The following is a 22,220-nucleotide window of genomic DNA, read 5'->3' on the forward strand; positions in this document are numbered from 1 at the left end:
GCTGCATCCCATGGCAGCGGGGTGTCTCCGGAGTGAACCCGGAGATGGAGGCAATGGCGTGCGGACGCGGGAGGCCTGGTGGGTGGTCTGGTGGTCGTGGGCGTGGGCGTGGACGGGTCGGCGTCGAGTCTTGCCGCGGTGGACGCGGCGGCGCGGGAGGCGCGGTTGCGCGGGGCCCGGTTGCGGGTGGTCCATGCGTTCATGTGGTGTCATGTCGTCGTGACCGGTGAACCGTTGACGGCACTGGAGTCGCAGTCATGTGCCGCGGGGCTGGTGGTGGATTCAAGGGGCATGGGCGAGTTGGTCGGGCTGCTCGTGGGGTCGACGGTTGTGTATCTGGCGGCGCACGGCCGGTGTCCGCTGCTCGTGGCGCGCGAGCAGCAGGGCGACGGTCCGAGCGGAGCCGAGGAGACATCCCTGCCCGTCACCATCTTGTTGGGTCGCACAAGGGATAGGCGGACCCCCATGAAGACCACCCGGGTCCTTGCGGCCTACCGTCTGCCCTCGCGCCGCAGGGGCGCGTGGATGGTTGATCATTTCCTTCGTTTGTCAGGGCACTGCGGGCAGGGGCGGGCCGACACCGAATCTGATGGCAGCTCGTTGGGACAGGGCACTGTGATCTCGCCACCGGCCACGATGAAGGCGTGATCGACAAGCACTCGCCTGTTGGTCTCGGGATCGAAGATCTCGTGGGCGAGCATCATGAGCGCCTGGTGATGGATTTCGGCGATATCGGCGTTTCCTGCCCTGGCCATCCCGGCGGCATCGAGTTTCCCCCGCTTCACCTGGATCTCGAAGTACAGGAAGTGCTGCGTGGGCAATGTGTAGCGCATCCAGATGTCTTTCCCGTACTCCAGCGCCTTGTCCCTGTGGCCGGCTGCAGTGATCCTTTGGAACCCGAACTGCCGGAACAACGGAAGCAGCACTTCCTCGATCAGCTCGTCCTCCCTGCACTTGTCCAGGTATGCAGCAAGGTCGGCGCGGCGGCGGACTTCTGCGGCGCTGAGGGGACGGTGCGGATTCATCGCCACGGCAGAGACCGCGTCTGTCCCCAGATGGCGGAGATGGCAGCGCCTGTCATCTCCGTAGAACGCTTCGAAACCTTCCCTGACGAGTACGTGGTTGAGTTGACGAAGCGTGTTCGGCCGGTCAAGTCCTTCATTAAGGGCGTCAGCGGGACTCATGAGATGATCGATGAGTCTGCAGAAGGACTCCGGCGGCTGGGCGGGACCATCATGCGGCTCGGCGAGCATCGCTTCAAGAACGCCGGCCACCCAACGGTGCCGAGTGGAGCCGTCATGCACCCAGTCCGTGCCGAGCTCGGCAAAAAAATCTGTGATGTACGCGCTGGATCGGTACGGAAAGTACTTCGGCTCGGACGCGGCGTTCGGATCGTCCGAGCCGAGATTTCCACAAACCAGGTCGCCGAGCGCTTCGAGCGTTCTCTTCCTGAACATCACGACAGGCCCCTCCCCCTCAGTGCCGCACAGAGGCGGCCGCATGCCCGCGACGTTCCCTTCATGGTGGCCCGCCACGCTGCTCAACCATCCGGACCGACGTATGAGACCGACGCTCGCCCACGGGCGTCCGCGCACGTGACCTTCGTTACCGCAAGGTCGATACTGCCGACAGCAGCGTTCGGCCGACCCGCCTCCGACCAGTCCGAGATACCTGACGCCCCGTCATCAAAGTCAGCACCAAGTCAGCATCAGTACCGCCAGAACCCGCTTCCGACCGCCATGGAACGCAAAGATCAACTACTGACCTGCCCCGTCCTGACCTGCTAAAACGCAGGTCAGGAGCCCATCTACCAGCCCACCAGGAGGTACCCATGAGGATGTTGATCAACGTCGCGGAGACCGTGGTCGCGGACGCCTTGCGCGGGATGGCGGCCGCTCATCCCGAGCTGGTCGTCGATGTGGAGAACCGGGTGATCGTGCGCCGGGACGCGCCGGTGGCGGGGAAGGTCGCCCTCATCTCCGGCGGCGGCTCGGGGCACGAGCCGCTGCACGGTGGATTCGTCGGTCCGGGGATGTTGTCGGCCGCATGTCCGGGCGAGGTGTTCACCTCGCCGGTCCCGGACCAGATGGCGCGGGCCGCCGCCGCGGTGGACAGCGGGGCGGGTGTGCTGTTCATCGTGAAGAACTACACGGGGGACGTCCTCAACTTCGACATGGCCGCCGAGCTCGCCGAGGACGAGGGCATCCAGGTCGCGAAGGTGCTCGTCAACGACGACGTCGCGGTCACCGACAGCCTCTACACGGCCGGGCGGCGCGGCACGGGTGCGACGCTGTTCGTGGAGAAGATCGCCGGCGCCGCCGCGGACGAGGGGCAGTCGCTGGAGCGGGTGGAAGCGATCGGGCGTCAGGTCAACGAGAACGCCCGCAGCTTCGGCGTCGCCCTCAGCGCCTGCACCACACCCGCCAAGGGCAGCCCCACCTTCGATCTGCCGCCCGGCGAGCTGGAGTTGGGTATCGGCATCCACGGCGAGCCCGGCCGGGAGCGGCGGGCGATGATGACGTCGGGCGAGATCGCCGACTTCGCCGTCGGCGCGATCCTGGACGACATGACCCCGCGCAATCCCGTCCTCGTCCTGGTCAACGGCATGGGTGCGACACCACTGTTGGAGCTGTACGGCTTCAACGCCGAGGTCCAGCGGGTACTCGCGCAGCGCGGTGTCACAGTCGCCCACACCCTCGTCGGCAACTACGTCACCTCGCTCGACATGGCCGGCGCCTCGGTCACCCTGTGCCAGGTCGACGAGGAGCTGCTGCGGCTGTGGAACGCGCCGGTGCGGACGCCGGGGCTGCGCTGGGGTATGTGATCCGGAGCCGGACGACCGCAACGCACCTGCCACACAAGGAGATCCAGTGCTCGACGCCGAGTTCTTCCGCCGTTGGATGACGGCGACCGCCACTGCCGTCGACCGCGAGGCGGAACGGCTCACCGCCCTCGACTCGCCCATCGGGGACGCCGACCACGGCAGCAACCTGCAACGCGGGTTCCGCGCCGTCACAGCCACGCTGGAGAAGGAGGCCCCGCAGACGCCCGGCGCGGTTCTGACCCTCGCCGGGCGGCAGCTCATCTCGACGGTCGGCGGGGCGTCGGGGCCGCTGTACGGGACGCTGCTGCGGCGGGCCGGCAAGGCGCTCGGGGACGCCGGCGAGGTGAGCAAGGACGAGTTCGCCCGGGCGCTGCGCACGGGGGTGGACGCGGTCATGGTGCTCGGTGGCGCGGCGCCGGGCGACAAGACCATGATCGACGCACTGGTGCCGGCCGTGGACGCGCTCGGCGACGGGTTCGTCGCGGCGCGGGCCGCCGCCGAGGAGGGCGCCCTGGCGACCACGCCGTTGCAGGCCCGCAAGGGGCGGGCGAGTTATCTCGGGGAGCGCAGCATCGGGCACCAGGATCCGGGGGCCACGTCCTCGGCGCTGCTGATCGCGGGGCTGGTGGAGGCGAGCGGTGAGTGACGAGGCGGTGAGCAACGAGAAGGAGGGCGAGCGGCTCGTCGGCATCGTGCTGGTCTCGCACAGCGCGCAGGTGGCCGCCTCGGTGGCCGAGCTGGCGCAGGGGCTCGCGGGCGCCGGCACGGCCGTCCCCGTGGCCCCGGCGGGCGGCACCGAGGGCGGCGACCTCGGCACCAGCGCCGAGCTGATCGCCGCGGCGGCCGCCTCCGTGGACCGCGGCGCCGGGGTCGCGGTCCTGACCGACCTGGGCAGCGCCGTCCTCACCGTGAAGGCCCTGCTCGCGGAGGGCGACGAACTCCCCGACCGCACCCGCCTGGTGGACGCCCCGTTCGTCGAGGGCGCGGTGGCCGCGGTCGTCACAGCGGCCACCGGCGCCGACCTCGCGGCGGTGGAGGCGGCGGCAGCGGAGGCGTACGACTACCGGAAGGTGTAGCGGACCGGACCAGCCCCCCCCCCGCTGCGGACGCCGGCACCCCCGCCACTGACGCCCACGCGTGCCGCTGCGGACGCCGGCACGCGCCACGCCAGGGCCCCTCGGCCGCGCTACCCGATTTCCGGGCAGTGCACCGCGAGGCCCTGGCGGCCACTCCCCGCGAACCCGGTGGCCGAGGTCTCCCCCACGTCTACACCACCCCTTCCGTCACGACCTCCATCGCCGAGCGCAGCGTCGCCATCAGCTGGGCCTGTGCCGTCTCCGGGTCGGGGGCGGTGTCGGTGGTGTGCCAGGCGTGGTACTCGACGGCCGCGCGCAGCGCCGCGTTGAACATCGCCGCCTGGATCGCCGGGCGCAGGTCGTCGGCGGGCAGCCCGGCGCGTTCGGCGAGGGCGCCGGCGAACGCCGGTTCGGCCTCGTCGTACGTCTGGAGCCAGATCGCGCGCAGGCCCGGTTCGGTACGGGTCAGCCGTACCAGCGCCCCCACGGTCGACCGGTCGGGTCCGGCCTGCAGGTGCCCCTCGACCACGAACTCCCGGTCGATGACCTCCTCCAGGGCCTCACCGGGGCGCCACTGCCGCAGACAGTCGGCGATCAGGTCGATACCGGCCGAGAACAGCGGCCGTACGCAGCTCTCCTTGCTCGGGAAGTAGCGCCACACCGTCCGCGCGGAGACGCCGACCGCCGCTCCGATCTGCTCGCCCGTGGTCGCCGCCACGCCCTGGGTGACGAACAGGTCCACCGCCGCCCGCGCGATCTCCAGCCGGATCTCGGCCTTGCGCTCCTCGGTCAGGGGCGGTCGTCCCGTGGGTCGTCTGATGTCTCCGCGGGCTGCGGTCATGGTCTCCTCCGGCCGGGCGCTGATCGCTCTCCCGGAATTCTCCCCGAAGAGTTTATGTCACTCAGAGACATTAAGTCGTATGGTTGGCCCTCGGACATCGACCATCAGCCATCGACCATCGGCTATCGGCTATCGGCTATCGGCTATCGGCTATCGGCCTTACGGATGGAGCACCTCATGAGCAGCGGACTGGACGGACGCAGCGTCATCGTCACCGGAGCGGGATCGGGCATCGGGCGCGCGGCCGCTCTGGCCTTCGCCAAGGAGGGCGCCAGGGTCGTGGCGGCGGATCTCAATGCCGAGGGCGCCCAGTCCGTCGTCAAGGAGATCGAGCAGGCGGGCGGCGCCGCGGTCGCCGTCGTCGGCGACCTGAGTGAGCAGGCCGTCGTGGACCGGGTGGTCGAGACCGCCGTCGAGCGTTTCGGCGGCGTGGACGTCCTGGTGAACAACGCCGGGATCATGGACCGCATGTCGGCGCCGGCGGACGTCACCGACGCCGAGTGGGAGCGGGTGATCCGGGTCAACCTCACCGCCCCGTTCCTGCTCACCCGGGCGGCGCTGCCGCACATGCTCGAGGCGGGCCGAGGCGCGATCGTGAACACGGCGTCCGAGGCCGGCCTGCGCGGCAGCGCAGCGGGCGCCGCGTACACGGCGTCGAAGCACGGCGTGGTGGGGCTGACGAAGTCCCTGGCGGTGATGTACCGCAAGCAGGGGATACGGGCGAACGCCATCGCCCCGGGCGGCACTCAGACCGGGATCGTCGTGGAGGCCGCACAGGATGCCCACGGACCGGCGGCCCTCGGCCCGCACTTCGTCAACATCGGCAAGCTGGCCCAGCCCGAGGAGCAGGCCGCCGCGATCGTGTTCCTGGCCTCGGACGCGGCGAGCAACATCAACGGTGTTGTCCTGCCGGTCGACGACGGCTGGTCGGCGGTCTGACGCCTACTCGACGAGCGTACGGGGATCACCCGGATCGCCTGCCCTCGCAGGTGATCCGGCAGGGGCCGGGGGCCCGAGTCCGCGACGGACGCCGACCCCCCGGCCACCCGCGTCCGGCACGGGATCAGCGACGACAGCAGCCCGTGCCGACGGCATGAACTCCCGCATCCTCATGGAGAGTTCAGCCGCGAGGAACTTCAGCATACGTAACTCCCGGGGCGGGTCACCAACGACCGCCCTCTTGATGTGATCGCGTCAGCGGCGTCATATTGGTCCGGACCATTGCCGTGAGGCCGCTCCCGGGAGGCAGTGTCGTGCGACGTGTTCCCGTTCCCCTTTCGACCTTCTGCGCGGTCGCGTTGCTCTCGTCCTGCGCCTGGGGCGGGGCTAACGAGGACGGCGGCCGACCGCCCGGGGCGCCCACGGGCGTCACGGCCGCCGCCGGAAGCGCGACCAGCGTGCACGTCATGTGGAACGCCGTCTCCGCGGACCGCGGCGTCCGCGTCTACGAGGTGTATCGGGGCCCCACGAAGGTCAAGGAAGTGCCGGGTTCCGCACACATGGTGGACGTCACCATGCTCAAGCCGTCCACTGCGTATGCCTTCACCGTGCGGGCCCGCGACACCGACGGACGGCTCGGTCCGCCGAGCAAGGAGGTCCGGGCGAGGACTCCCGAAGCCGTGGCCGCCGACCGCTCCGCCCCGACCCGTCCGGGGAAGGTCCATGGTCGGGCGGTCGGCAGCCGCGCGGTTCAGCTGTCATGGTCGCAGGCCACGGACGACCGGGATGTGGTGTCGTACGACATCCATCAGGGCGGTGCGAAGATCCACAGTGTGGGCGGGAACCAGACGGCGACCGTGGTCACCGGTCTTCGGCCCGGCACCCACTATTCCTTCACCGTCCGCGCCCGGGACGCGGCCGACAACCTCTCCCCCGCCACGGCGACGGTCCGCGTCACCACGCCCGGCACCGACGACGGGCGCGGTACCGCACCGACCGACTTCCGCGCGACGACCCATCGTGAGGACGGGGCGTACTACCTCGACCTGAGCTGGGTACCACCGCGCGCGGACGGCGTGGTCGCGGAGTACCAGGTGCAGCTCGACGGCCGTACGGCCACCTCGCTGGTGTACGGCGGGAACGCGCCGCGCGAGACGGCCACGTACAGCTTCTACCTGGGCCCGGAGAAGGGAGCCGGTCACCGGGTACGGATCCGGGGCAGGCTGCCGGACGGCACCTGGGGCGGCTTCTCGGCGGAGCGGAGGGTGACGACCGGCGCGCAGGGCTGAGGCCAGGTCCGGAGTCCCCCGAATGCAGCAGTCCGTCACCTGACCGGAGGCGGCCCGCATGCGGTCGGGACCGGGGGCGCGTTGGCTGCCCCTGAGGCAGCACGGGCGTTCCCGACCCTCGGCGGCGCCAGGGATGTACCGCCGACCGTGCCGCCGGAGGGAACCCCATGCGCAACTCATCGCTACTCCTCCGCTCGGGCCTGACCTTGGCAGCCGCCTCCGTCCTTCCCCTCGCCGCAGTCGCCGCTCCGGCCGCCGCGGTCTCGGGGATCTCCGTGAGCACCACCGGGTCCACGGTCTCCGTCACGACCAGCGCGTGCACCAACGTCAACGGCAGCTGGGGCACCACCTCGCTGCTGAACAGCAGGCAGGCGAACTTCGCCCAAGGGCGCCAGGTCTCCCTGTCCGGGACGTCCGCGCTGCAGTCGGCGGCCTGGTCGACCGTGAGCGCGGGCACCTACACCGTCATCGTCGTGTGCTCCAACGGCGTGACGGCGGGCACCCAGTCGGTCATCGTCTCGGGCGCCACCCCCACCCGCACGATCTCCGCCACGGCCTCCCCGTCGCGCGGCGTCATGGGCGGCATGGGCGGTTCCTCGACGGACTACGGCACCCTGACGCTGGTCGGCGGCGGGGTCCTGGTGGTCGCGGGCGGCCTGGCCACGGCCTGGTTCCTGCGCCGCAAGTCGAAGCCGTACCGGCTCTGAGGCCGAGGGCAAAAGCCCTGCCCGTTCCACGGGCCCCGCGTCACGCCCTTTCGTGCCCCGGCAGTTCCGCTTCGCGCCCCGGCAGTTCGGCGAACTCCTCCAGGGCGTGCGTGAGCCACTGCGTCCAGAAGGTCTCCAGGTCGATGCCGGCCCGCAGCACCAGGTGCCGCAGCCGGTCCTGGGAACTGTCCTTGCCGGGCGGGAAGTCGCGCTTCTCGATCTCCTCGTACTCGGCCAACTGCCGCCGGTGCAGGTCGAGATGGCGGCGCAGATCGGCTTCGATACCGCCGGTCCCCACGACGGCCGCGGCACGCATCCGCAGCAGCAGGGAGTCGCGGTGCGGCCGCGGGTCCTGGGACGCGGAGGTCCAGCGGGCCAGTTCGGCGCGGCCCGCCGGCAGGACCTCGTAGCTCTTCTTCTGCCCGCGGGCCGGCTGGTCGCTGGGCAGCGTGCGGATGAACCCCTCGGTCTCCAGTTTTCCCAGCTCGCGATAGATCTGCTGGTGCGTCGCCGACCAGAAGTAGCCGATCGACTTGTCGAACCGGCGGGTCAGCTCCAGCCCCGAGGACGGCCTTTCGACCAGGGCGGTGAGGATCGCGTGCGGGAGTGACATGGACTCATCCTAGGGACGCGAGGAGGTCGTCCTACGCATGCGCCCACTCGCCCCTACAGGCTCGCCGCCAGCTCCGTGCCCTGCTTGATGGCGCGCTTGGCGTCCAGTTCGGCCGCCACGTCCGCACCGCCGATGAGGTGCGCGCTGGCGCCCGCGGCGAGCAGCGCCTCGTACAGGTCGCGACGCGGCTCCTGCCCGGTGCACAGCACGATCGTGTCGACCGTGAGGACCGTGCTCTCCTCGCCGACGGTGACGTGCAGTCCGGCGTCGTCGATACGGTCGTAGCGCACGCCCGGGACCATGGTGACGCCCCGGTGCTTGAGCTCGGTGCGGTGGATCCAGCCGGTGGTCTTGCCGAGGCCCGCGCCGACCTTGGTGGTCTTGCGCTGGAGCAGGTGGACCGTGCGGGGCGGGGCGGGGCGCTCGGGGGCAGCGAGGCCGCCGGGGGCCGTGTAGTCCATGTCCACGCCCCACTGGCGGAAGTACGTCTGAGGGTCCTCGCTCGCCTTGTCGCCGCCGTCGGTGAGGAACTCGGCGACGTCGAAGCCGATGCCACCCGCACCGAGGACGGCGACGCGCTCGCCAACAGGGGCGCCGTCGCGCAGCACGTCGAGGTAGCCGACGACGCTCGGGTGGTCGACGCCTGGGATGTCGGGGGTGCGCGGGGTGACGCCGGTGGCGACCACGACCTCGTCGTAGTCGGCGAGGTCCTCCGCCGACACCCAGGTGTTCAGCCGTATGTCCACGCCCTGCCAGTCGAGTTGGTGGCGGAAGTAGCGCAGCGTCTCGTCGAACTCCTGCTTGCCGGGGACCTTCCGGGCGACGTTCAGCTGGCCGCCGATCTCGCTCGCGGCGTCGAACAGCGTGACCTCGTGGCCGCGTTCGGCCGCGCTCACGGCACAGGCGAGCCCCGCCGGTCCCGCGCCGACGACCGCGACGCGCTTGCGCAGCCGGGTCGGGGACAGGGTCAGCTCGGTCTCGTGGCAGGCGCGCGGGTTGACCAGGCAGGACGTGATCTTGCCGCTGAAGGTGTGGTCGAGGCAGGCCTGGTTGCAGCCGATGCAGGTGTTGATGGCCTCAGGCTTGCCCGCTGCGGCCTTGGCGACGAAGTCAGGGTCGGCGAGCATCGGGCGGGCCATCGAGACCATGTCCGCGCAGCCGTCCGCCAGCAACTCCTCGGCCAGCTCGGGGGTGTTGATGCGGTTGGTGGTGACGAGCGGCACCGACACCTCGCCCATCAGCCGCTTCGTGACCCAGGTGTACGCGCCGCGCGGCACCGAGGTGGCGATGGTCGGGATGCGCGCCTCGTGCCAGCCGATACCGGTGTTGATGATCGTCGCCCCGGCGGCCTCGACGGCCTTGGCGAGCGTGATCACCTCGTCGAGCGTGGAGCCGCCCGGGACGAGGTCCAGCATGGACAGCCGGTAGACGATGATGAAGTCCTCGCCGACGGCCTCGCGCACGCGCCGGACGATCTCGACCGGGAAGCGCATGCGGTTCTCGTACGAGCCGCCCCAGCGGTCGGTGCGCTGGTTGGTCTGCGTGGCGATGAACTCGTTGATGAGGTAGCCCTCGGAGCCCATGATCTCCACGCCGTCGTAGCCGGCCTGCCGGGCGAGACGGGCGGCGCGGGCGTAGTCGTCGATGGTCCGCTCGACGTCTGCGTCGGTGAGCTCGCGCGGCGGGAACGGGCTGATCGGCGCCTGGAGCGGGCTCGGCGCGACGAGATCCTGGTGGTAGGCGTACCGGCCGAAGTGCAGGATCTGCATGGCGATCCGGCCGCCCTCACGGTGCACGGCCTCGGTGATGACCCGGTGCTGCTCGGCCTCGGCGTCGGTGGTGAGCTTGGCGCCGCCCTCGTACGGGCGCCCCTCGTCGTTGGGCGCGATGCCACCGGTGACGATCAGGCCCACTCCCCCGCGCGCCCGCTCCGCGTAGAAGGCCGCCATGCGCTCGAAGCCGCGCTCGGCCTCCTCCAGGCCGACGTGCATGGAGCCCATCAGGACGCGGTTGGGCAGCGTGGTGAAGCCCAGGTCGAGCGGGCTCAGCAGGTGCGGGTAACGGCTCATCGGGCCCCTCCGTGCGGTGTCGTGCCTGACGTAGTTGTAGAGGACCGCGGAGCCTTTATGCAACTAGTTGCACAACCAGGGAGGGGTGACACCGGCCACTGACACCGGCCGCCTCGCCACGACCACCGGCACAGACCGCCTTCGGGCACAGTGACCCCATGACCCCACAAGCCGACGTGATCGACCTCGCCCAGCGACTGATCCGCCTCCCCAGCCGCGCCGGCATCGACGACTACGGCCCCGTCCTGGGGGTCCTGGAGGACTGGCTCGCCGGGCGCGGGCTGCCGTATCACCGCCTCCACGGCGACACGGGCGCCGTCGGCCTGCTGATCGAGGTCGCGGGTGGCCGGCCCGGCCCCTGGTGGGCCCTGGACGCCTGCGTCGACACCGCGCCCTACGGTGACGAGGCCGCGTGGTCGTTCGCCCCCGACTCCGGCGAGGTCGTCGACGGCTGGCTGTGCGGCAGGGGCGCGGCGGACTCCAAGCTCGCCGCGGCGATGTTCTGCGGCATCGCGGCCGAGCTGCACGGCCGGGCGGGCGATCTGCGCGGCGGGCTCGCGGTACTGCTCGACGTCGACGAACACACGGGCGGCTTCGGGGGTGCCCGCGCCTACCTGGCCGACCCGGAGGCGGTCCGGCCGGCCGGGGTGATGATCGGCTACCCGGGGCTCGACGAGGTCGTGGTCGGCGGGCGGGGACTGTGGCGGGCCACGATCGCGGTGCACGCTGCCTCGGGCCACTCGGGGTCGCGCCGTACGACGCCGGGGGCCGTCTCCCGCGCGGCCCATCTCGTACGGCTCCTGGAAGAGGCCGAACTCCCTGACGCCGAGGGCGAGTTCCCCCTGCCACCGAAGCTGACGGTGACCTCCTGCCATGGCGGCCAGGGCTTCTCGGTCGTGCCCGGCCTGTGCGAGCTGGGCGTCGACATCCGCACGACGCCGAACTTCGACGCCCGCGACGCCGAGCGGCTGGTCCGTGCGGCGGTGGGCGAGCTGGACGCAGCGGTTCCCGCGCCCCGGCCGACCGCGATCACCACGGTGGCCGCCTGGCCGCCGTATCAGCTCGGTGAGGGCCGACAGCCCGCCGCCGCCCTGCTGGAGGCCGCCGCGCAGGAGGGTCTGGCCGTCCGGCCGAAGACCGCCGGCCCCTCGAACATCGGCAACCTGCTGGCGGGCGAGGGCATCCCGGCCACGGCGGGCTTCGGGGTGCGGTACGAGGGGCTGCACGGCGTGGACGAGAGGGCCTGCCTCAAGGACCTGCCCGCCGTCCACGCCGTCTACCGGCGTGCCGTACTCGGTCTGCTCGGCTCGTCATGAGCGGCCGGGTGCTCTCGTCACGCGACACCGGGCCGGCTCTTCAGCACCACGTGCAGCTCCCGCTCCTGGTCGCCCGAGACCGAGGTGAGGTCGTGCACCGTGAACAGGGAGTCCAGCGTCGTACGGAGCCGTTCGATGGCCCAGTAGCCGCCCTGCGCGTCGGCCTCGACGGTCGACGAGAGCCGCGCGGGCGGCGGGCACTCGTGCGTGTCCGTGACCTCGAAGGTGCCGAGCCACACCATGGGGCGCGTCTCATGGAGCTGCTGCGGTACGTCCTCGGGGCCCCGGTCGGACTCGAAGCACGTGCACAGCGTGTCGAAGACGATCCGGGCGTCCTCCTTGCTGCATCCGCTGATCTCGACGGAGACGGGTTCCTCGTGCATTCGTTCACGATCCATCGTGATCGCTCCTCTCGTGGCCGCGCCGCGGTGCCACGGGTAGCCCGCGGAACCGGACCCCAACCCCAAGAAAAGCACCAGGTGCGCCGTAGCACTACCGGCGGAACCCGTCCCGTCCGTTCCTCAGCTCCGCGTGAACCGGTACGTCTTGCTGTCGGTCAGCACGCAGAAGCCCGGCGAGACGACGATCACGCGCAGGGTGCCGGTACGGCGGTCGTAGTCGATGCCCTCGGTCTCGAACTCGCCCGAGCAGGAGCTGCGCAGCGGCAGCTGGCGCAGTGCCGTGACACGGCCGGTCACGTCGGAGCTGCCCGGCTCGGCGGAGAGGTCGATCTGGAGCAGCGGCTTGGTCATGCCGAAGAGGGTGCCCGCGGGGTCGTCGGAGGAGCACAGCAGGGTCGTGGCGCCGAGGAAGTCACAGCCCTGGATGTCGCGTACGGCGCGGTCCAGGCGGATGCTGGACGTCCAGGGGAGGTTCGCGGAGGGGGACGTGCCCGGGTTGACGCCGGGCGTCGGGTGGACCAGGAGGCGGGTCATGGTGCCCCACTCGCCCGAGACCATCCACTGGCCGCCGGGCGTGATGGCGACGAAGGAGTTGTTCAGCGCCTCCCCGGAGCCCAGCGTGTGGACGTACTCCGACCAGGTCCCGTCCGGCGCCTGCACCCGGAACATCTTCGCGCTGCCCGAATCCGCCTGGTACGGCTCGACGTAGTAGCCGTTGTAGGAGGCGTCGGGGTCACCCACGTGGTTCCAGCCGCGGCTGCTGACCGAGGTCGGGATGGTGCCGATGCCGGTGTAGCGGTTGGCGCTGTTCGCCGGGACCTCGACGGAGGTCAGGCCCTGGCTCTCGGTCAGCGGGTCGGCACGGTCGGATCCCACCTCCGTCCAGGTGTCGGCGGCCTGCGCGGGCGTCGCGGTGGTCAGCACGGCGGCGGAGGCGAGGGCGACGAGGCCGGTGAGAACGGCATGACAACGTTGCCGGGCGCGCAGGGCCATGGGAGCGACTCCTTGGGGGGTGGGAGCTTGTCGGCGGACAGTCTGGCGGGGTGATGTGGTCATGTACAGACCAAGGAGGCGAACGTGCGCTGTCTGATCGGCCACAGTCACGTGGCCTCGTGACCGCTTCGGCGGACGTTCCCCGTCGTGTTGAGGGATGGTGGAGGTGAACGACCAAGGGGGCCCGAATCCGGTTGAACGCGGTAGAACAAGGGGAGTCGGCACGGGGGAACGGCGTGCCGCGAGGAGGATGGGCGAAGGCGGTGCGGATGTCAGCAGCCGAACGTCCCGTGGCCGAGGGCGACGAGCCGGTGCGCGGGCCGGTAGGGCCGAGCGGGCTGCTCGACGTGCTCGGCGTGGCCTCGGTCGTGCTGGACATCGAGGGCCGCATCGTGCTGTGGAGCCCCCAGGCCGAGGAGCTGTTCGGCTATCCGGCACATGAGGCGCTGGGCGAGTACGCCGCCCGGATCATGGTCCACGAGCAGTACCTGGACCTGGTCGTCAAGCTGTTCGCCGACGTCATGGAGACCGGTCAGGGCTGGGCCGGGGCGTTCCCGATCCGGCGCAAGGACGGCAGCACGCGGCTGGTGGAGTTCCGCAACATGCGGCTGCTGGACGACCAGGGGGACGTCTACGCGCTGGGCCTGTGCGCCGACCAGTCGACGGTCCGCCAGGTGGAGCGGGACGTGGCGCTGTCGACACGGACGATCGCCCAGGCTCCGGTCGGGCTGGCCGTCCTGGACACCGAGCTGCGCTACGTCTCCGTCAACCCGGCGCTGGCCCTGCTCAACGGCGTCGCCGCCGAGGACCACATCGGCCTTACGCCACGTGAGCTGCTGCCCGATCCCGACGCCGCCGAAGCCATCGAAGCGGCTTTGCGCGAGGTGCTGCGGACCGGTGATCCGATCGTCAACCAGCGCATCATGGGCCGGACCAAGGCCGATCCGGACCTGGAGCACGTCTGGTCCATCTCGCTCTACCGGCTGGAGGACACGGCCGGGACGGTGCTCGGCGTGGCGGGCATGGCGGTGGACATCACCGAACAGCATCAGGCCGCCGTCGAGGCCGAGACGGCACGGCGGCGCCTGGCTCTGATCGCCGACGCCTCCGCGCGGATCGGCACCACGCTGGAGCTGGACCGCACGGCACGCGAACTCGCGGATGTCGCCGTGCCGGAGCTCGCCGATGTGGCGGCCGTGGATCTGCTGGACGCCGTGATGGAGGGCAGACGCAGCACCCTCGGCCCCGCCGAGTCGGCCGTGATCCGGGCCCTGGCCGTCCGGGCCGCGCACGACACGGAGGCCCTGGACGCCGCCGACCCGCCCGGGCAGGTCGCCCGCTACGGCCCGGACCGCCTGGTCACCGAGTGCGTGCGCACCGGCAGCCCCGTCATGGTCGCCCACGTCGAGGAGGAGGACCTCCCGCGTATCGCCCGCTCCCCCGAGGCCGCCATGCAGCTGGTGCGCGCGGGCGTGCACTCCTATCTGGCGGTGCCGCTGATCGCGCGCGGCGAGGTGCTCGGCGCCCTCGATCTCAAGCGCACCCGCAATCCGCTGCCGTTCAGCGAGGACGACCTGCTGCTCGCCCGTGAGCTGGCGGCCCGCGCGGCCGTGCAGATCGACAACGCACGCTGGTACCAGAACGCCCGCGACACCGCCCTGACCCTCCAGCGCAGTCTGCTGCCCAGCCACCCGCCGGTGACCGGCGGTCTGGAGGTCGCCTCTCGCTACCAGCCGGCGGGCGCCATCGCCGAGGTCGGCGGCGACTGGTTCGACGTGATCCCCTTGGAGGGCGGCAAGACCGCGCTCGTCGTCGGCGACGTGATGGGCAGCGGCATCGACGCCGCCACGACCATGGGCCGACTGCGCACCGCGACCCACACCCTGGCCTCCCTCGACCTCGAACCGACCCGGCTCCTGGAACACCTCGACAAGATCACCGAGGGCCTCGACCACTCCATCGCCACCTGCGTCTACGCCGTCCACGACCCGCGCATGAGGCAGTGCCGGATCGCCAACGCGGGGCATCTGCCACCCGTCCGGGTCCGCCACGGCCACCCCCCGGAGCTCCTCGACCTGCCCACCGGGGCACCGCTGGGCGTGGGCGGTGTCGCCTTCTCGACGACGACCGTCGACCTCGAACCCGGCGACCAGCTGGTGTTCTACACGGACGGGCTGGTCGAGACCCGGCAGCACCCCCTCGACGAGCGCCTCGACGCGCTCCTGGAGCTCCTCGACGACCCCGACCGCCCCCTGGAGGAGTGCTGCGACCTCCTCCTGCGCACCCTGCACCAGCCCGACAACTCCGACGACGTGGCACTGCTCATCGCCCGTGTGCTGCCGCCGAGTTGAGAGGTACGGCGCCGACTAGCGGTTTCCACGAGCACCCGCGCCCCGTTTTCACAGGAACTGATTACTCGTTCCTTACCGCCCGCAACCCACAATCACAGCAAGGCATGGCAGGGGATGCCGGTGGCTGTGACCGATGGGAGCGAGCCGTGACACACGATCCGGATCAGGGACACCACACCGGCGCTGAGCCGGACGGCACCGCATCGGAAGTCCTCACGGGACCGGGCGGTCCGGTGCGGGAGCACACCCGGGGTGCGGCGCTGAGCGGGCTGTGGCAGCGCCAGTCCGTCCGTGCCCGGGCGGTGACGGCAGCGGCCACGGTCGCCGTACTGGCGCTCGGCGGTACCGTCGCCTACGCCGCGACCTCGTCGGGCTCCGGCAGCGGGACCTCGTCGGCTGCCTCCGGGGCGGCCTCGCCGTCACCTGACACGCCCCGCGAACGGCACGGGCACGGCGGCCCGGGGTTCGGCTTCGGCGGAGGCGGCGTGCACGGTGAGGCCACCGTGAAGGACCCCGACACCGACGAGTGGGTCGTACGGATCTGGCAGCGCGGCACCATCGAGAAGGTGGACGGCGACCAGGTCACCGTCAAGAGCGAGGACGGCACCGAGTGGACGTGGACCGTCGGCTCGGACACGACGGTGCGCCACGACGGGGACAAGGGCTCCGGCACCGCTGACCTCAAGAAGGGCGAGGACGCCTTGGTCGTCGGCACCCGGTCCGACGACGACACCCGGACGGCCTCGCGCGTACGCGCGGGCGACTGGGACGAGTGGCGGAAGGACCGGGACCGGGGGCCGGGTGACTGGCGGGGCAAGCTCCCCGGGCCGCGCCACTGGGACGGGAACGACTCCGGCCCCTCAAAGAGCCCTTCGAAGAGCGGCACCACGACCTGACCCGGCCCTCCGGCCCGGTCGGTCGAGGCCGACGACGACCGTCGCGTGCAGCTCCTCGGAGGCGATCAGACGCGCCGACAGTCCGCTGCGGGTGAAGGCCTCCAGGGCAGTCGGCGCCTGGTGTTCGCTCGTCTCGATCAGCAGACAGCCGCCGGGCGCGAGCCAGCGGGGCGCCTCGGTGGCTACCCGGCGCAGAACGTCAAGCCCGTCCGGGCCGCCGTCCAGCGCGACGCGCGGCTCGTGGTCGCGTGCCTCCGCGGGCAGGAGGCCGACCTCGGCGGACGGGACATACGGCACGTTCGCCGCGAGGATGCCGACACGGCCGCGCAGGGCGCCGGGCAGCGCCTCGAACAGATCGCCCGCGTGGACCCGCCCGCCAAAGGGGGCGACGTTACGGCGGGCGCAGCGCACCGCCGCCGGGTCGATGTCGGCGGCGTGCAGCTCGGCATCGGCCAGTGCGGCGGCCAGTGCCGCGCCGACCGCGCCCGAGCCGCAGCACAGGTCCACCACGACGGATGCGTCCGGGGCGTGGGCGAGGGCCTGGTCGACCAGGAACTCGGTGCGGCGGCGGGGCACGAAGACGCCGGGTTCCACCTCGATGCGCAGGCCGCGGAACTCGGCCCAGCCGACGACGAGTTCGAGGGGCAGGCCGGTGACTCGGCGGTCCACCATGGCGGCCAGCTCGTCCGGGGTCCGGGCGGCGGCCAGGATCAACCGGGCCTCGTCCTCGGCGAAGACACAGCCGGCGGCGCGGAGTGCGGTCACGACGGCGTCGCGCGAGAGCGGCGACGGGGACGACGGCGAGGACGAGGAAGAAGACAGAGGGGGCATGGATGCCGAGAGCCTTTCGGAAGCCGAAGGGCGCTCTCGCGGTCGTCTACTGGCGGTGATCCGCGCCGGTTCGACCGATTCGAGGTGAGAGCACCCGAGCTGACACAGCGGTAATGGGTCTCACCTCCCGTGCTCCGCATGCCGGGACTCCCCCGGCCGGACGGCCACACTACCCCAACGATCACGAACGGTCCCCGGGCATCGAGCAAGGTGCCCGAACGCGTACGGTTGAATGAACCACTACTGATCACGCTCGACCCGCGGGCCGTCGTCCACGTCGGCCTGGAGGCACCACCCCCATGAATGTCACCCGAGGCTTCACCGGACGCCCGCGCGTCGACAACGCCGGACTGCCCCCCGGCCAGTACGACGCGGGCGACGACTGGCCCGTCCTCTCCGCCGAGGTCACGCCCGAGCTCGCGCCCGCCGACTGGTCCTTCCGTGTCGACGGTCTCGTCGAGGAGCCGCGCACCTGGAGCTGGGAGGAAGCGCACGAGCTGCCGGTGTCGGCGTACGAGGGCGACATCCACTGTGTGACGAGCTGGTCGAAGTTCGGCGTGCGCTTCGCGGGCGTGTCGCTGGACGCCTTCCTCGATTTGGCCCGGCCCCATGGGTCCGCCACACATGCCGTCGCCTACGCGCACACCGGGTACACCACGAACCTGCCGCTCGCCGACCTCACCGGCGGGCGGGCCTGGATCGCCTGGGAGTACGACGGGGAGCCGCTCACTCCGGAGCACGGTGGCCCGGCGCGGCTGCTGGTGCCGCACCTGTACTTCTGGAAGAGCGCCAAATGGATCGCGGGCCTGCGGATCCTCGACCACGACGAGCCGGGGTTCTGGGAGCAGAACGGCTACCACGCCCGGGGCAACCCCTGGGAGGAACAGCGGTACTCCGGTGACTGAGGTAACCGACATGACGGAGGTGGCCGACATGCCAGGGGTGGCAGACATGCCTGGGGTGGCCGAAGCCGAAACGTTCACTCCCGCGACCCGGTTCGCCGTGCCCGGCCGGATCGCCGTCAGCAACCGGGCCGCCGCGCGGTGGCAGACCGCCACGATCACCGAGATCCGCCGGGAGACCCCGCACGCCGCCACATTCCGCCTGGCGGTGCCCGCGTGGGCGGGCCATCTGCCCGGCCAGCACCTGATGCTGCGGCTGACCGCCGAGGACGGCTATGTGGCCCAGCGCCACTACTCGATCGCGTCCGCGCCGGACGACCCCGGGCACATCGAGCTGACCCTCGACCATGTCGAGGGCGGTGAGGTGTCCGGCTGGTTCCACACGCTGGCCGCCCCCGGTGACATGGTGGAGGTACGCGGCCCGCTCAGCGGCTTCTTCGCCTGGCCCGGCGACCGCCCCGCGCTGCTGATCGGCGCCGGCTCCGGCGTCGTACCGCTGATGTCGATGGTGCGGCACCACCGGGGTCGTGAGCTCGACGTGCCGCTGCGGCTGCTGGTGTCGGCACGCAGCCCCGAGGAGCTGATCTACGCGCGGGAGTACGGCTCGGAGACGACGCCTGTGTTCACCCGGAGCGCGCCGGAAGGTGTGCCCGTGGGACGTATGGCCGCCGCACATGTGGCGCCACTCCTGGCCGACCAGCCTCCCGGCGGGTGGGAGGCCTATGTGTGCGGCTCCAACGCATTCGCGGAGCACGCCTCACGGCTGCTCGTGGCGGCAGGTCAGCCGGTGGACCGTATCCGGATCGAGCGCTTCGGCTGATCATCGAGCCCTTCGGCTGATCAGCGACCGGGCACGGGGACGTGAGTCTGTCCGGGATCGTCAGGAAGGGTGTCCGGGGCGCGGGGTACCCGGACGGCATGCGACGAAGCCGGGTACGTGGCTGGCGCAGGCGGCCGAATCCGCTGCGGCGCCGGTCGGATGTCGTGGCGGCGTGGAGCTTTCGGGCCGTAGCCGTCCTGTTGGTCGTCGTGGCGCCCCTGGTCGGGGTGGTCGCGGGCTGGTGGGCCCATGACGACGCCCGGACCACCGCCCGGGAGCAGCGCGCCGACCGCCGTCACCTCCGTGCCGAGGCGGTCGGGGGGACGTCGGACGCGCTGCCCACTGTGCACGGCGGACGGCAGCCGTCCACGGAGGTGACCGTCCGCTGGACGGAGCCCGGGAACGGTCTACGTACGGCCACCGCACTTGTGCCGGCCGGCACACGGGCCGGTGAGACGGTCGACGTGTGGTTGGACTATCGGGGCCGGAGCGTGGCCCCGCCGCCGGACGGCACGGCGGTCTGGCAGCACACGGTCACCCTCGGCGTGTGCGCGGCGGCCGGCGCGGTCACGGTGATCCTCCTCGGCCACGCCGTCGTACGGCACACGGCAATGCGCCGTCGCCTGGCGGAGTGGGAGCGGGAGTGGGCCCGCACGGAGCCGGACTGGACGGGCCGTCGGGCGTGAGCCATGGCGTGCTGCTGGTCTGCCCCTCGGACGCGCCCAGGCCGAGTGCTTCGCCCGCCGTCGGCTACGCCCCCTGCATCCGGCGCGCGATCCTGCCGTGTCCCCGCAGGACGTCCGCCAGCCCGGTCAACCGGGGTTCACCGCGGTCGACCAGAATCCGGCCGGCGACCACCGTGGTCCAGGCCCGGGCGGGACCGCAACGCAGCCATGCCTCCACGGGGTCACTCACCGCGCCGGCCAGCGCGACCTCGTGCAGGTCCCAGACGACGAGGTCGGCGCAGGCCCCTGGCCGCAGATGGCCCAGCTCGTCGTCCCGGCCCAGGCAGCGCGCCGAACCACTCGTGGCGATGTCGAGGGCGTCACGGGCGGTCATCGCGCCCGGGCCGCCTCGGTAGCGGCCCAGCAGCAGCGCCGTCCTGGTCTCCATCCAGAGAGAGGCGTGGTCCGTGGAGGCGGAGCCGTCGCAGCCGATGCCGACGGGCAGGCCCAGTTCGCGCATCTCGCGCACGCGCGCGGTGCCGCCGCCGATGAGCATGTTGGAGCTGGGGCAGTGCGCCACGCCTACCCCGGCGGCAGCGAGGCGGCGCAGTTCGGCGTCGTTCGGGTAGATGCAGTGCGCGACCCAGCTGCGGTCGCTCATCCACCCCGTCTCCTCGAAGTACTCGACGGGACGACAGCCGTAGGTCTCCAGGCAGTAGGTGTCCTCGTCGTGGTCCTCGGCGAGGTGCGTGTGCAGACGTACGTCGTACCGCTCGGCGAGTTCGGCGGTCGCGGTCATCAGTGACTTGGTCACCGAGAACGGCGAACACGGCGCCAGGGCGACCCGCACCAACGCGCCCGGCCCGGGGTCGTGGTACGTCCGGATCAGACGCTCGCTGTCGGCGAGCACCTCCTCCTCGGTCTGCGTGACGCTCCTCGGCGGCAGCCCTCCGTCGTCGACGGAGCGGGTCATCGAGCCGCGGGTGGCGTGGAAGCGGAAGCCGATGTCGCGGGCCGCGCGGATCTCGGCGTCGACGAGGCGCGGGCGGGGATGGACGTAGAGGTGGTCGGACGACGTGGTGCAGCCGCCCATGAGCAGTTCGGCCATGCCGACGTACGCCGACACGTACGCGGCCTCCTCGTCGAGGCCGGCCCAGAGTGGGTAGAGGGTCGTCAGCCAGTCGAACAGGGAGCCGTTCACGGCGGGCGCGTAGGAGCGGGTGAGGTTCTGGTAGATGTGATGGTGCGTGTTGACCAGGCCCGGCGTGACGAGCCGTCCGGCCGCGGAGACGGTCGTGCGGGCCTCGGGCTCGCTCCCGGCGGCACCGACGCCGGTCACCCGACCATCGGTGATGGCCAGCCAGCCGCCGGGGATCTCCCGCCCCGCATCCACGACTAGCAGTTCGGCATCCCTGACCAGCAGTTCCGCGGTCCGGACCGGAGGAGCGACGGCAGACGTCATGGCGCCATCGTAGGGCTCGACGCGGGAAAGATCTGGTCAGTCGTCCGATCACCCACGTACGGTGTGATCACCCGCAGTCACTCTTCGCAAAGGCGGTCTTCCATGGCCCTGTTCGACCTTCCGCTCGACGAACTGCGCGAGTACCGCAGCAAGTCCGTCGAGCCCGAGGGCTTCGACGCGTTCTGGTCCAAGACCCTTGACGTGGCGCGCGGGCACGATCTGGACGTCCGCTTCGAGCCGGTCGACACGGGGCTGTCCACGGTGCAGGTGTACGACGTGACGTTCGCCGGGTTCGGCGGTCACCCGGTGAAGGGCTGGCTGCGGCTGCCCGCCGGGGCCACGCAGCCGCTTCCGCTGGTCGTGGAGTTCATCGGCTACGGCGGTGGGCGCGGCCTGCCGCACGAGAACCTGCTGTGGGCGTCCACGGGCCGCGCGCACTTCATGATGGACACGCGCGGCCAGGGCAGCGCGTGGGGCGCCGGCGGTGGAACCCCTGACCCGGTGGGGGCGGCGCCGGCCTACCCCGGCTTCATGACCCGTGGCATCGACGCGCCCGAGAACTACTACTACCGCCGGGTGTTCACGGACGCGGTCCGGGCCGTGGAGGCCGCCCGCTCGCACCCCCTGACCGATGCCTCGCGCACGGTCGCACTGGGTTCGAGCCAGGGCGGCGGCATCACGATCGCCGTCGGCGGCCTGGTGCCGGACCTGGCGGCGATCGCGCCGGACGTGCCGTTCCTGTGCGACTACCCGCGCGCGACGACCCTGACCGACCGCAACCCGTACCGCGAGATCGGCCTCTACCTCAAGACGCACCGGGGCCGCACCGAGGACGTCCTGAGCACCCTGTCCTACTTCGACGGCGTTCACTTCGCCGCCCGCGGCCGGGCACCCGCCCTCTTCTCGGCGGCCCTGGAGGACCAGACGTGCCCGCCGTCCACCGTCTTCGCGGCCTTCAACGCCTGGGCGCACGACGAGAAGGCCATCGAGGTGTACGACTTCAACGACCACGAGGGCGGCGGCCCGTTCCACGAGGCGGCCAAGCTGGACTGGCTGCGCCCGCACGCCTGAGCGCGTCCCGGCCGACCATGGCGAGGACGCGCTGCCCGGCGCTTCCGGTGATTTCGAGGTGCCCGGCACCTTCCGCCCAGTCCGACCAGTCGGTACGTTCAGGGCGGCCCGGGTCGCAGTGGAGCGGCCCGGGTTTCCGGCGAACGACGAAGGA

Annotated in this window: 21 protein-coding genes and 2 pseudogenes; 15 read left to right on the forward strand and 8 right to left on the reverse strand. The window is 71.4% G+C overall.

Features of this window, described 5'->3' with window-relative positions; translation table 11 throughout:
- Window positions 1–96: 96 nt before the first annotated feature.
- Both BLU79_RS49995 and BLU79_RS50000 read left to right on the forward strand, forming a co-directional pair.
- Window positions 97–207 (forward strand): annotated as a pseudogene (locus tag BLU79_RS49995) (universal stress protein); the annotation flags it as partial.
- 9 nt (window positions 208–216) lie between these two features.
- Window positions 217–388 (forward strand): annotated as a pseudogene (locus BLU79_RS50000) (universal stress protein); the annotation flags it as partial.
- A 145-nt stretch (window positions 389–533) separates the two neighbouring features.
- On the opposite strand, the gene BLU79_RS15355 reads toward BLU79_RS50000, so the two are convergent.
- On the reverse strand, window positions 534–1,457 hold the full coding sequence (locus tag BLU79_RS15355) for a hypothetical protein (protein WP_256333340.1): 924 nt from the start codon (window positions 1,455–1,457) through the stop codon (window positions 534–536).
- A 374-nt stretch (window positions 1,458–1,831) separates the two neighbouring features.
- Between BLU79_RS15355 and dhaK the strand changes: the two genes are divergently transcribed.
- From dhaK to BLU79_RS15370, 3 genes are read left to right on the forward strand one after another with little or no spacing between them, the layout of a single operon-like run.
- Complete coding sequence (gene dhaK, locus BLU79_RS15360; protein ID WP_093906296.1) at window positions 1,832–2,824, forward strand: dihydroxyacetone kinase subunit DhaK; 993 nt, start codon at window positions 1,832–1,834, stop codon at window positions 2,822–2,824.
- Window positions 2,825–2,870: 46 nt separating this feature from the next.
- Entirely contained in the window at window positions 2,871–3,470 is a 600-nt protein-coding gene (gene dhaL, locus BLU79_RS15365) for a dihydroxyacetone kinase subunit DhaL (protein ID WP_093906297.1), read from the forward strand.
- The gene (locus tag BLU79_RS15370; RefSeq protein WP_256333317.1) at window positions 3,463–3,900 is read left to right on the forward strand and encodes a PTS-dependent dihydroxyacetone kinase phosphotransferase subunit DhaM; all 438 of its coding nucleotides are present in this window, start codon (window positions 3,463–3,465) and stop codon (window positions 3,898–3,900) included. Before dhaL ends, BLU79_RS15370 begins: the two co-directional genes overlap by 8 nt.
- Before the next feature lie 190 nt (window positions 3,901–4,090).
- Here BLU79_RS15370 and BLU79_RS15375 read toward each other — a convergent pair whose 3' ends face one another.
- Window positions 4,091–4,741 (reverse strand): TetR/AcrR family transcriptional regulator, encoded by a 651-nt coding sequence (locus BLU79_RS15375; RefSeq protein WP_093906298.1) that lies wholly within the window; start codon window positions 4,739–4,741, stop codon window positions 4,091–4,093.
- A gap of 177 nt (window positions 4,742–4,918) precedes the next feature.
- On the opposite strand from BLU79_RS15375, the gene BLU79_RS15380 reads away from it, so the two are divergent.
- The 3 genes from BLU79_RS15380 (at window position 4,919) to BLU79_RS15390 (ending at window position 7,676) form a co-directional block, all read left to right on the forward strand.
- On the forward strand, window positions 4,919–5,680 hold the full coding sequence (locus BLU79_RS15380) for an SDR family NAD(P)-dependent oxidoreductase (protein ID WP_093906299.1): 762 nt from the start codon (window positions 4,919–4,921) through the stop codon (window positions 5,678–5,680).
- A 314-nt stretch (window positions 5,681–5,994) separates the two neighbouring features.
- On the forward strand, window positions 5,995–6,969 hold the full coding sequence (locus BLU79_RS15385; protein WP_093906300.1) for a fibronectin type III domain-containing protein: 975 nt from the start codon (window positions 5,995–5,997) through the stop codon (window positions 6,967–6,969).
- A 167-nt stretch (window positions 6,970–7,136) separates the two neighbouring features.
- The gene (locus tag BLU79_RS15390) at window positions 7,137–7,676 is read left to right on the forward strand and encodes a hypothetical protein (RefSeq protein WP_093906301.1); all 540 of its coding nucleotides are present in this window, start codon (window positions 7,137–7,139) and stop codon (window positions 7,674–7,676) included.
- Between the two features lie 40 nt (window positions 7,677–7,716).
- Here BLU79_RS15390 and BLU79_RS15395 read toward each other — a convergent pair whose 3' ends face one another.
- On the reverse strand, window positions 7,717–8,289 hold the full coding sequence (locus BLU79_RS15395) for a PadR family transcriptional regulator (RefSeq protein WP_093906302.1): 573 nt from the start codon (window positions 8,287–8,289) through the stop codon (window positions 7,717–7,719).
- 53 nt (window positions 8,290–8,342) lie between these two features.
- A complete protein-coding gene (locus BLU79_RS15400; protein ID WP_093906303.1) occupies window positions 8,343–10,358 on the reverse strand; it encodes an NADPH-dependent 2,4-dienoyl-CoA reductase in 2,016 nt (671 codons plus the stop codon).
- A gap of 158 nt (window positions 10,359–10,516) precedes the next feature.
- Here BLU79_RS15400 and BLU79_RS15405 point away from each other — a divergent pair, with 158 nt between their 5' ends.
- Entirely contained in the window at window positions 10,517–11,674 is a 1,158-nt protein-coding gene (locus BLU79_RS15405) for a M20 family metallopeptidase (protein WP_093906304.1), read from the forward strand.
- Between the two features lie 17 nt (window positions 11,675–11,691).
- On the opposite strand, the gene BLU79_RS15410 is transcribed toward BLU79_RS15405, so the two are convergent.
- The gene (locus BLU79_RS15410; RefSeq protein WP_093906305.1) at window positions 11,692–12,072 is read right to left on the reverse strand and encodes a hypothetical protein; all 381 of its coding nucleotides are present in this window, start codon (window positions 12,070–12,072) and stop codon (window positions 11,692–11,694) included.
- Window positions 12,073–12,195: 123 nt separating this feature from the next.
- A complete protein-coding gene (locus tag BLU79_RS15415) occupies window positions 12,196–13,068 on the reverse strand; it encodes a hypothetical protein (protein ID WP_093906306.1) in 873 nt (290 codons plus the stop codon).
- Between the two features lie 269 nt (window positions 13,069–13,337).
- Here BLU79_RS15415 and BLU79_RS15420 point away from each other — a divergent pair, with 269 nt between their 5' ends.
- Window positions 13,338–15,419 carry a SpoIIE family protein phosphatase gene (locus tag BLU79_RS15420; protein WP_093906307.1) on the forward strand — a complete coding sequence of 694 codons (2,082 nt, stop codon included), beginning with the start codon at window positions 13,338–13,340 and terminating at the stop codon, window positions 15,417–15,419.
- A 146-nt stretch (window positions 15,420–15,565) separates the two neighbouring features.
- A complete protein-coding gene (locus BLU79_RS15425) occupies window positions 15,566–16,315 on the forward strand; it encodes a hypothetical protein (protein WP_093906308.1) in 750 nt (249 codons plus the stop codon).
- On the opposite strand, the gene BLU79_RS15430 is transcribed toward BLU79_RS15425, so the two are convergent.
- Entirely contained in the window at window positions 16,280–17,146 is an 867-nt protein-coding gene (locus tag BLU79_RS15430) for a putative protein N(5)-glutamine methyltransferase (protein ID WP_093906309.1), read from the reverse strand. The two genes, BLU79_RS15425 and BLU79_RS15430, sit on opposite strands and share 36 nt — an antisense overlap.
- Window positions 17,147–17,445: 299 nt before the next feature.
- On the opposite strand from BLU79_RS15430, the gene BLU79_RS15435 reads away from it, so the two are divergent.
- From BLU79_RS15435 to BLU79_RS15445, 3 genes are all read left to right on the forward strand, one after another.
- Entirely contained in the window at window positions 17,446–18,051 is a 606-nt protein-coding gene (locus BLU79_RS15435; RefSeq protein WP_093906310.1) for a sulfite oxidase-like oxidoreductase, read from the forward strand.
- 28 nt (window positions 18,052–18,079) lie between these two features.
- Window positions 18,080–18,868 (forward strand): ferredoxin reductase, encoded by a 789-nt coding sequence (locus BLU79_RS15440; RefSeq protein ID WP_256333318.1) that lies wholly within the window; start codon window positions 18,080–18,082, stop codon window positions 18,866–18,868.
- 98 nt (window positions 18,869–18,966) lie between these two features.
- A complete protein-coding gene (locus tag BLU79_RS15445; RefSeq protein WP_093906311.1) occupies window positions 18,967–19,554 on the forward strand; it encodes an Rv1733c family protein in 588 nt (195 codons plus the stop codon).
- A gap of 64 nt (window positions 19,555–19,618) precedes the next feature.
- On the opposite strand, the gene BLU79_RS15450 is transcribed toward BLU79_RS15445, so the two are convergent.
- Entirely contained in the window at window positions 19,619–20,995 is a 1,377-nt protein-coding gene (locus BLU79_RS15450) for an 8-oxoguanine deaminase (RefSeq protein WP_093906312.1), read from the reverse strand.
- 102 nt (window positions 20,996–21,097) lie between these two features.
- Here BLU79_RS15450 and BLU79_RS15455 point away from each other — a divergent pair, with 102 nt between their 5' ends.
- The gene (locus tag BLU79_RS15455) at window positions 21,098–22,066 is read left to right on the forward strand and encodes an acetylxylan esterase (RefSeq protein WP_093906313.1); all 969 of its coding nucleotides are present in this window, start codon (window positions 21,098–21,100) and stop codon (window positions 22,064–22,066) included.
- The last annotated feature ends 154 nt before the right edge of the window (window positions 22,067–22,220 follow it).

Source organism: Streptomyces sp. cf386 (assembly GCF_900103585.1).
GTDB lineage: Bacteria > Actinomycetota > Actinomycetes > Streptomycetales > Streptomycetaceae > Streptomyces.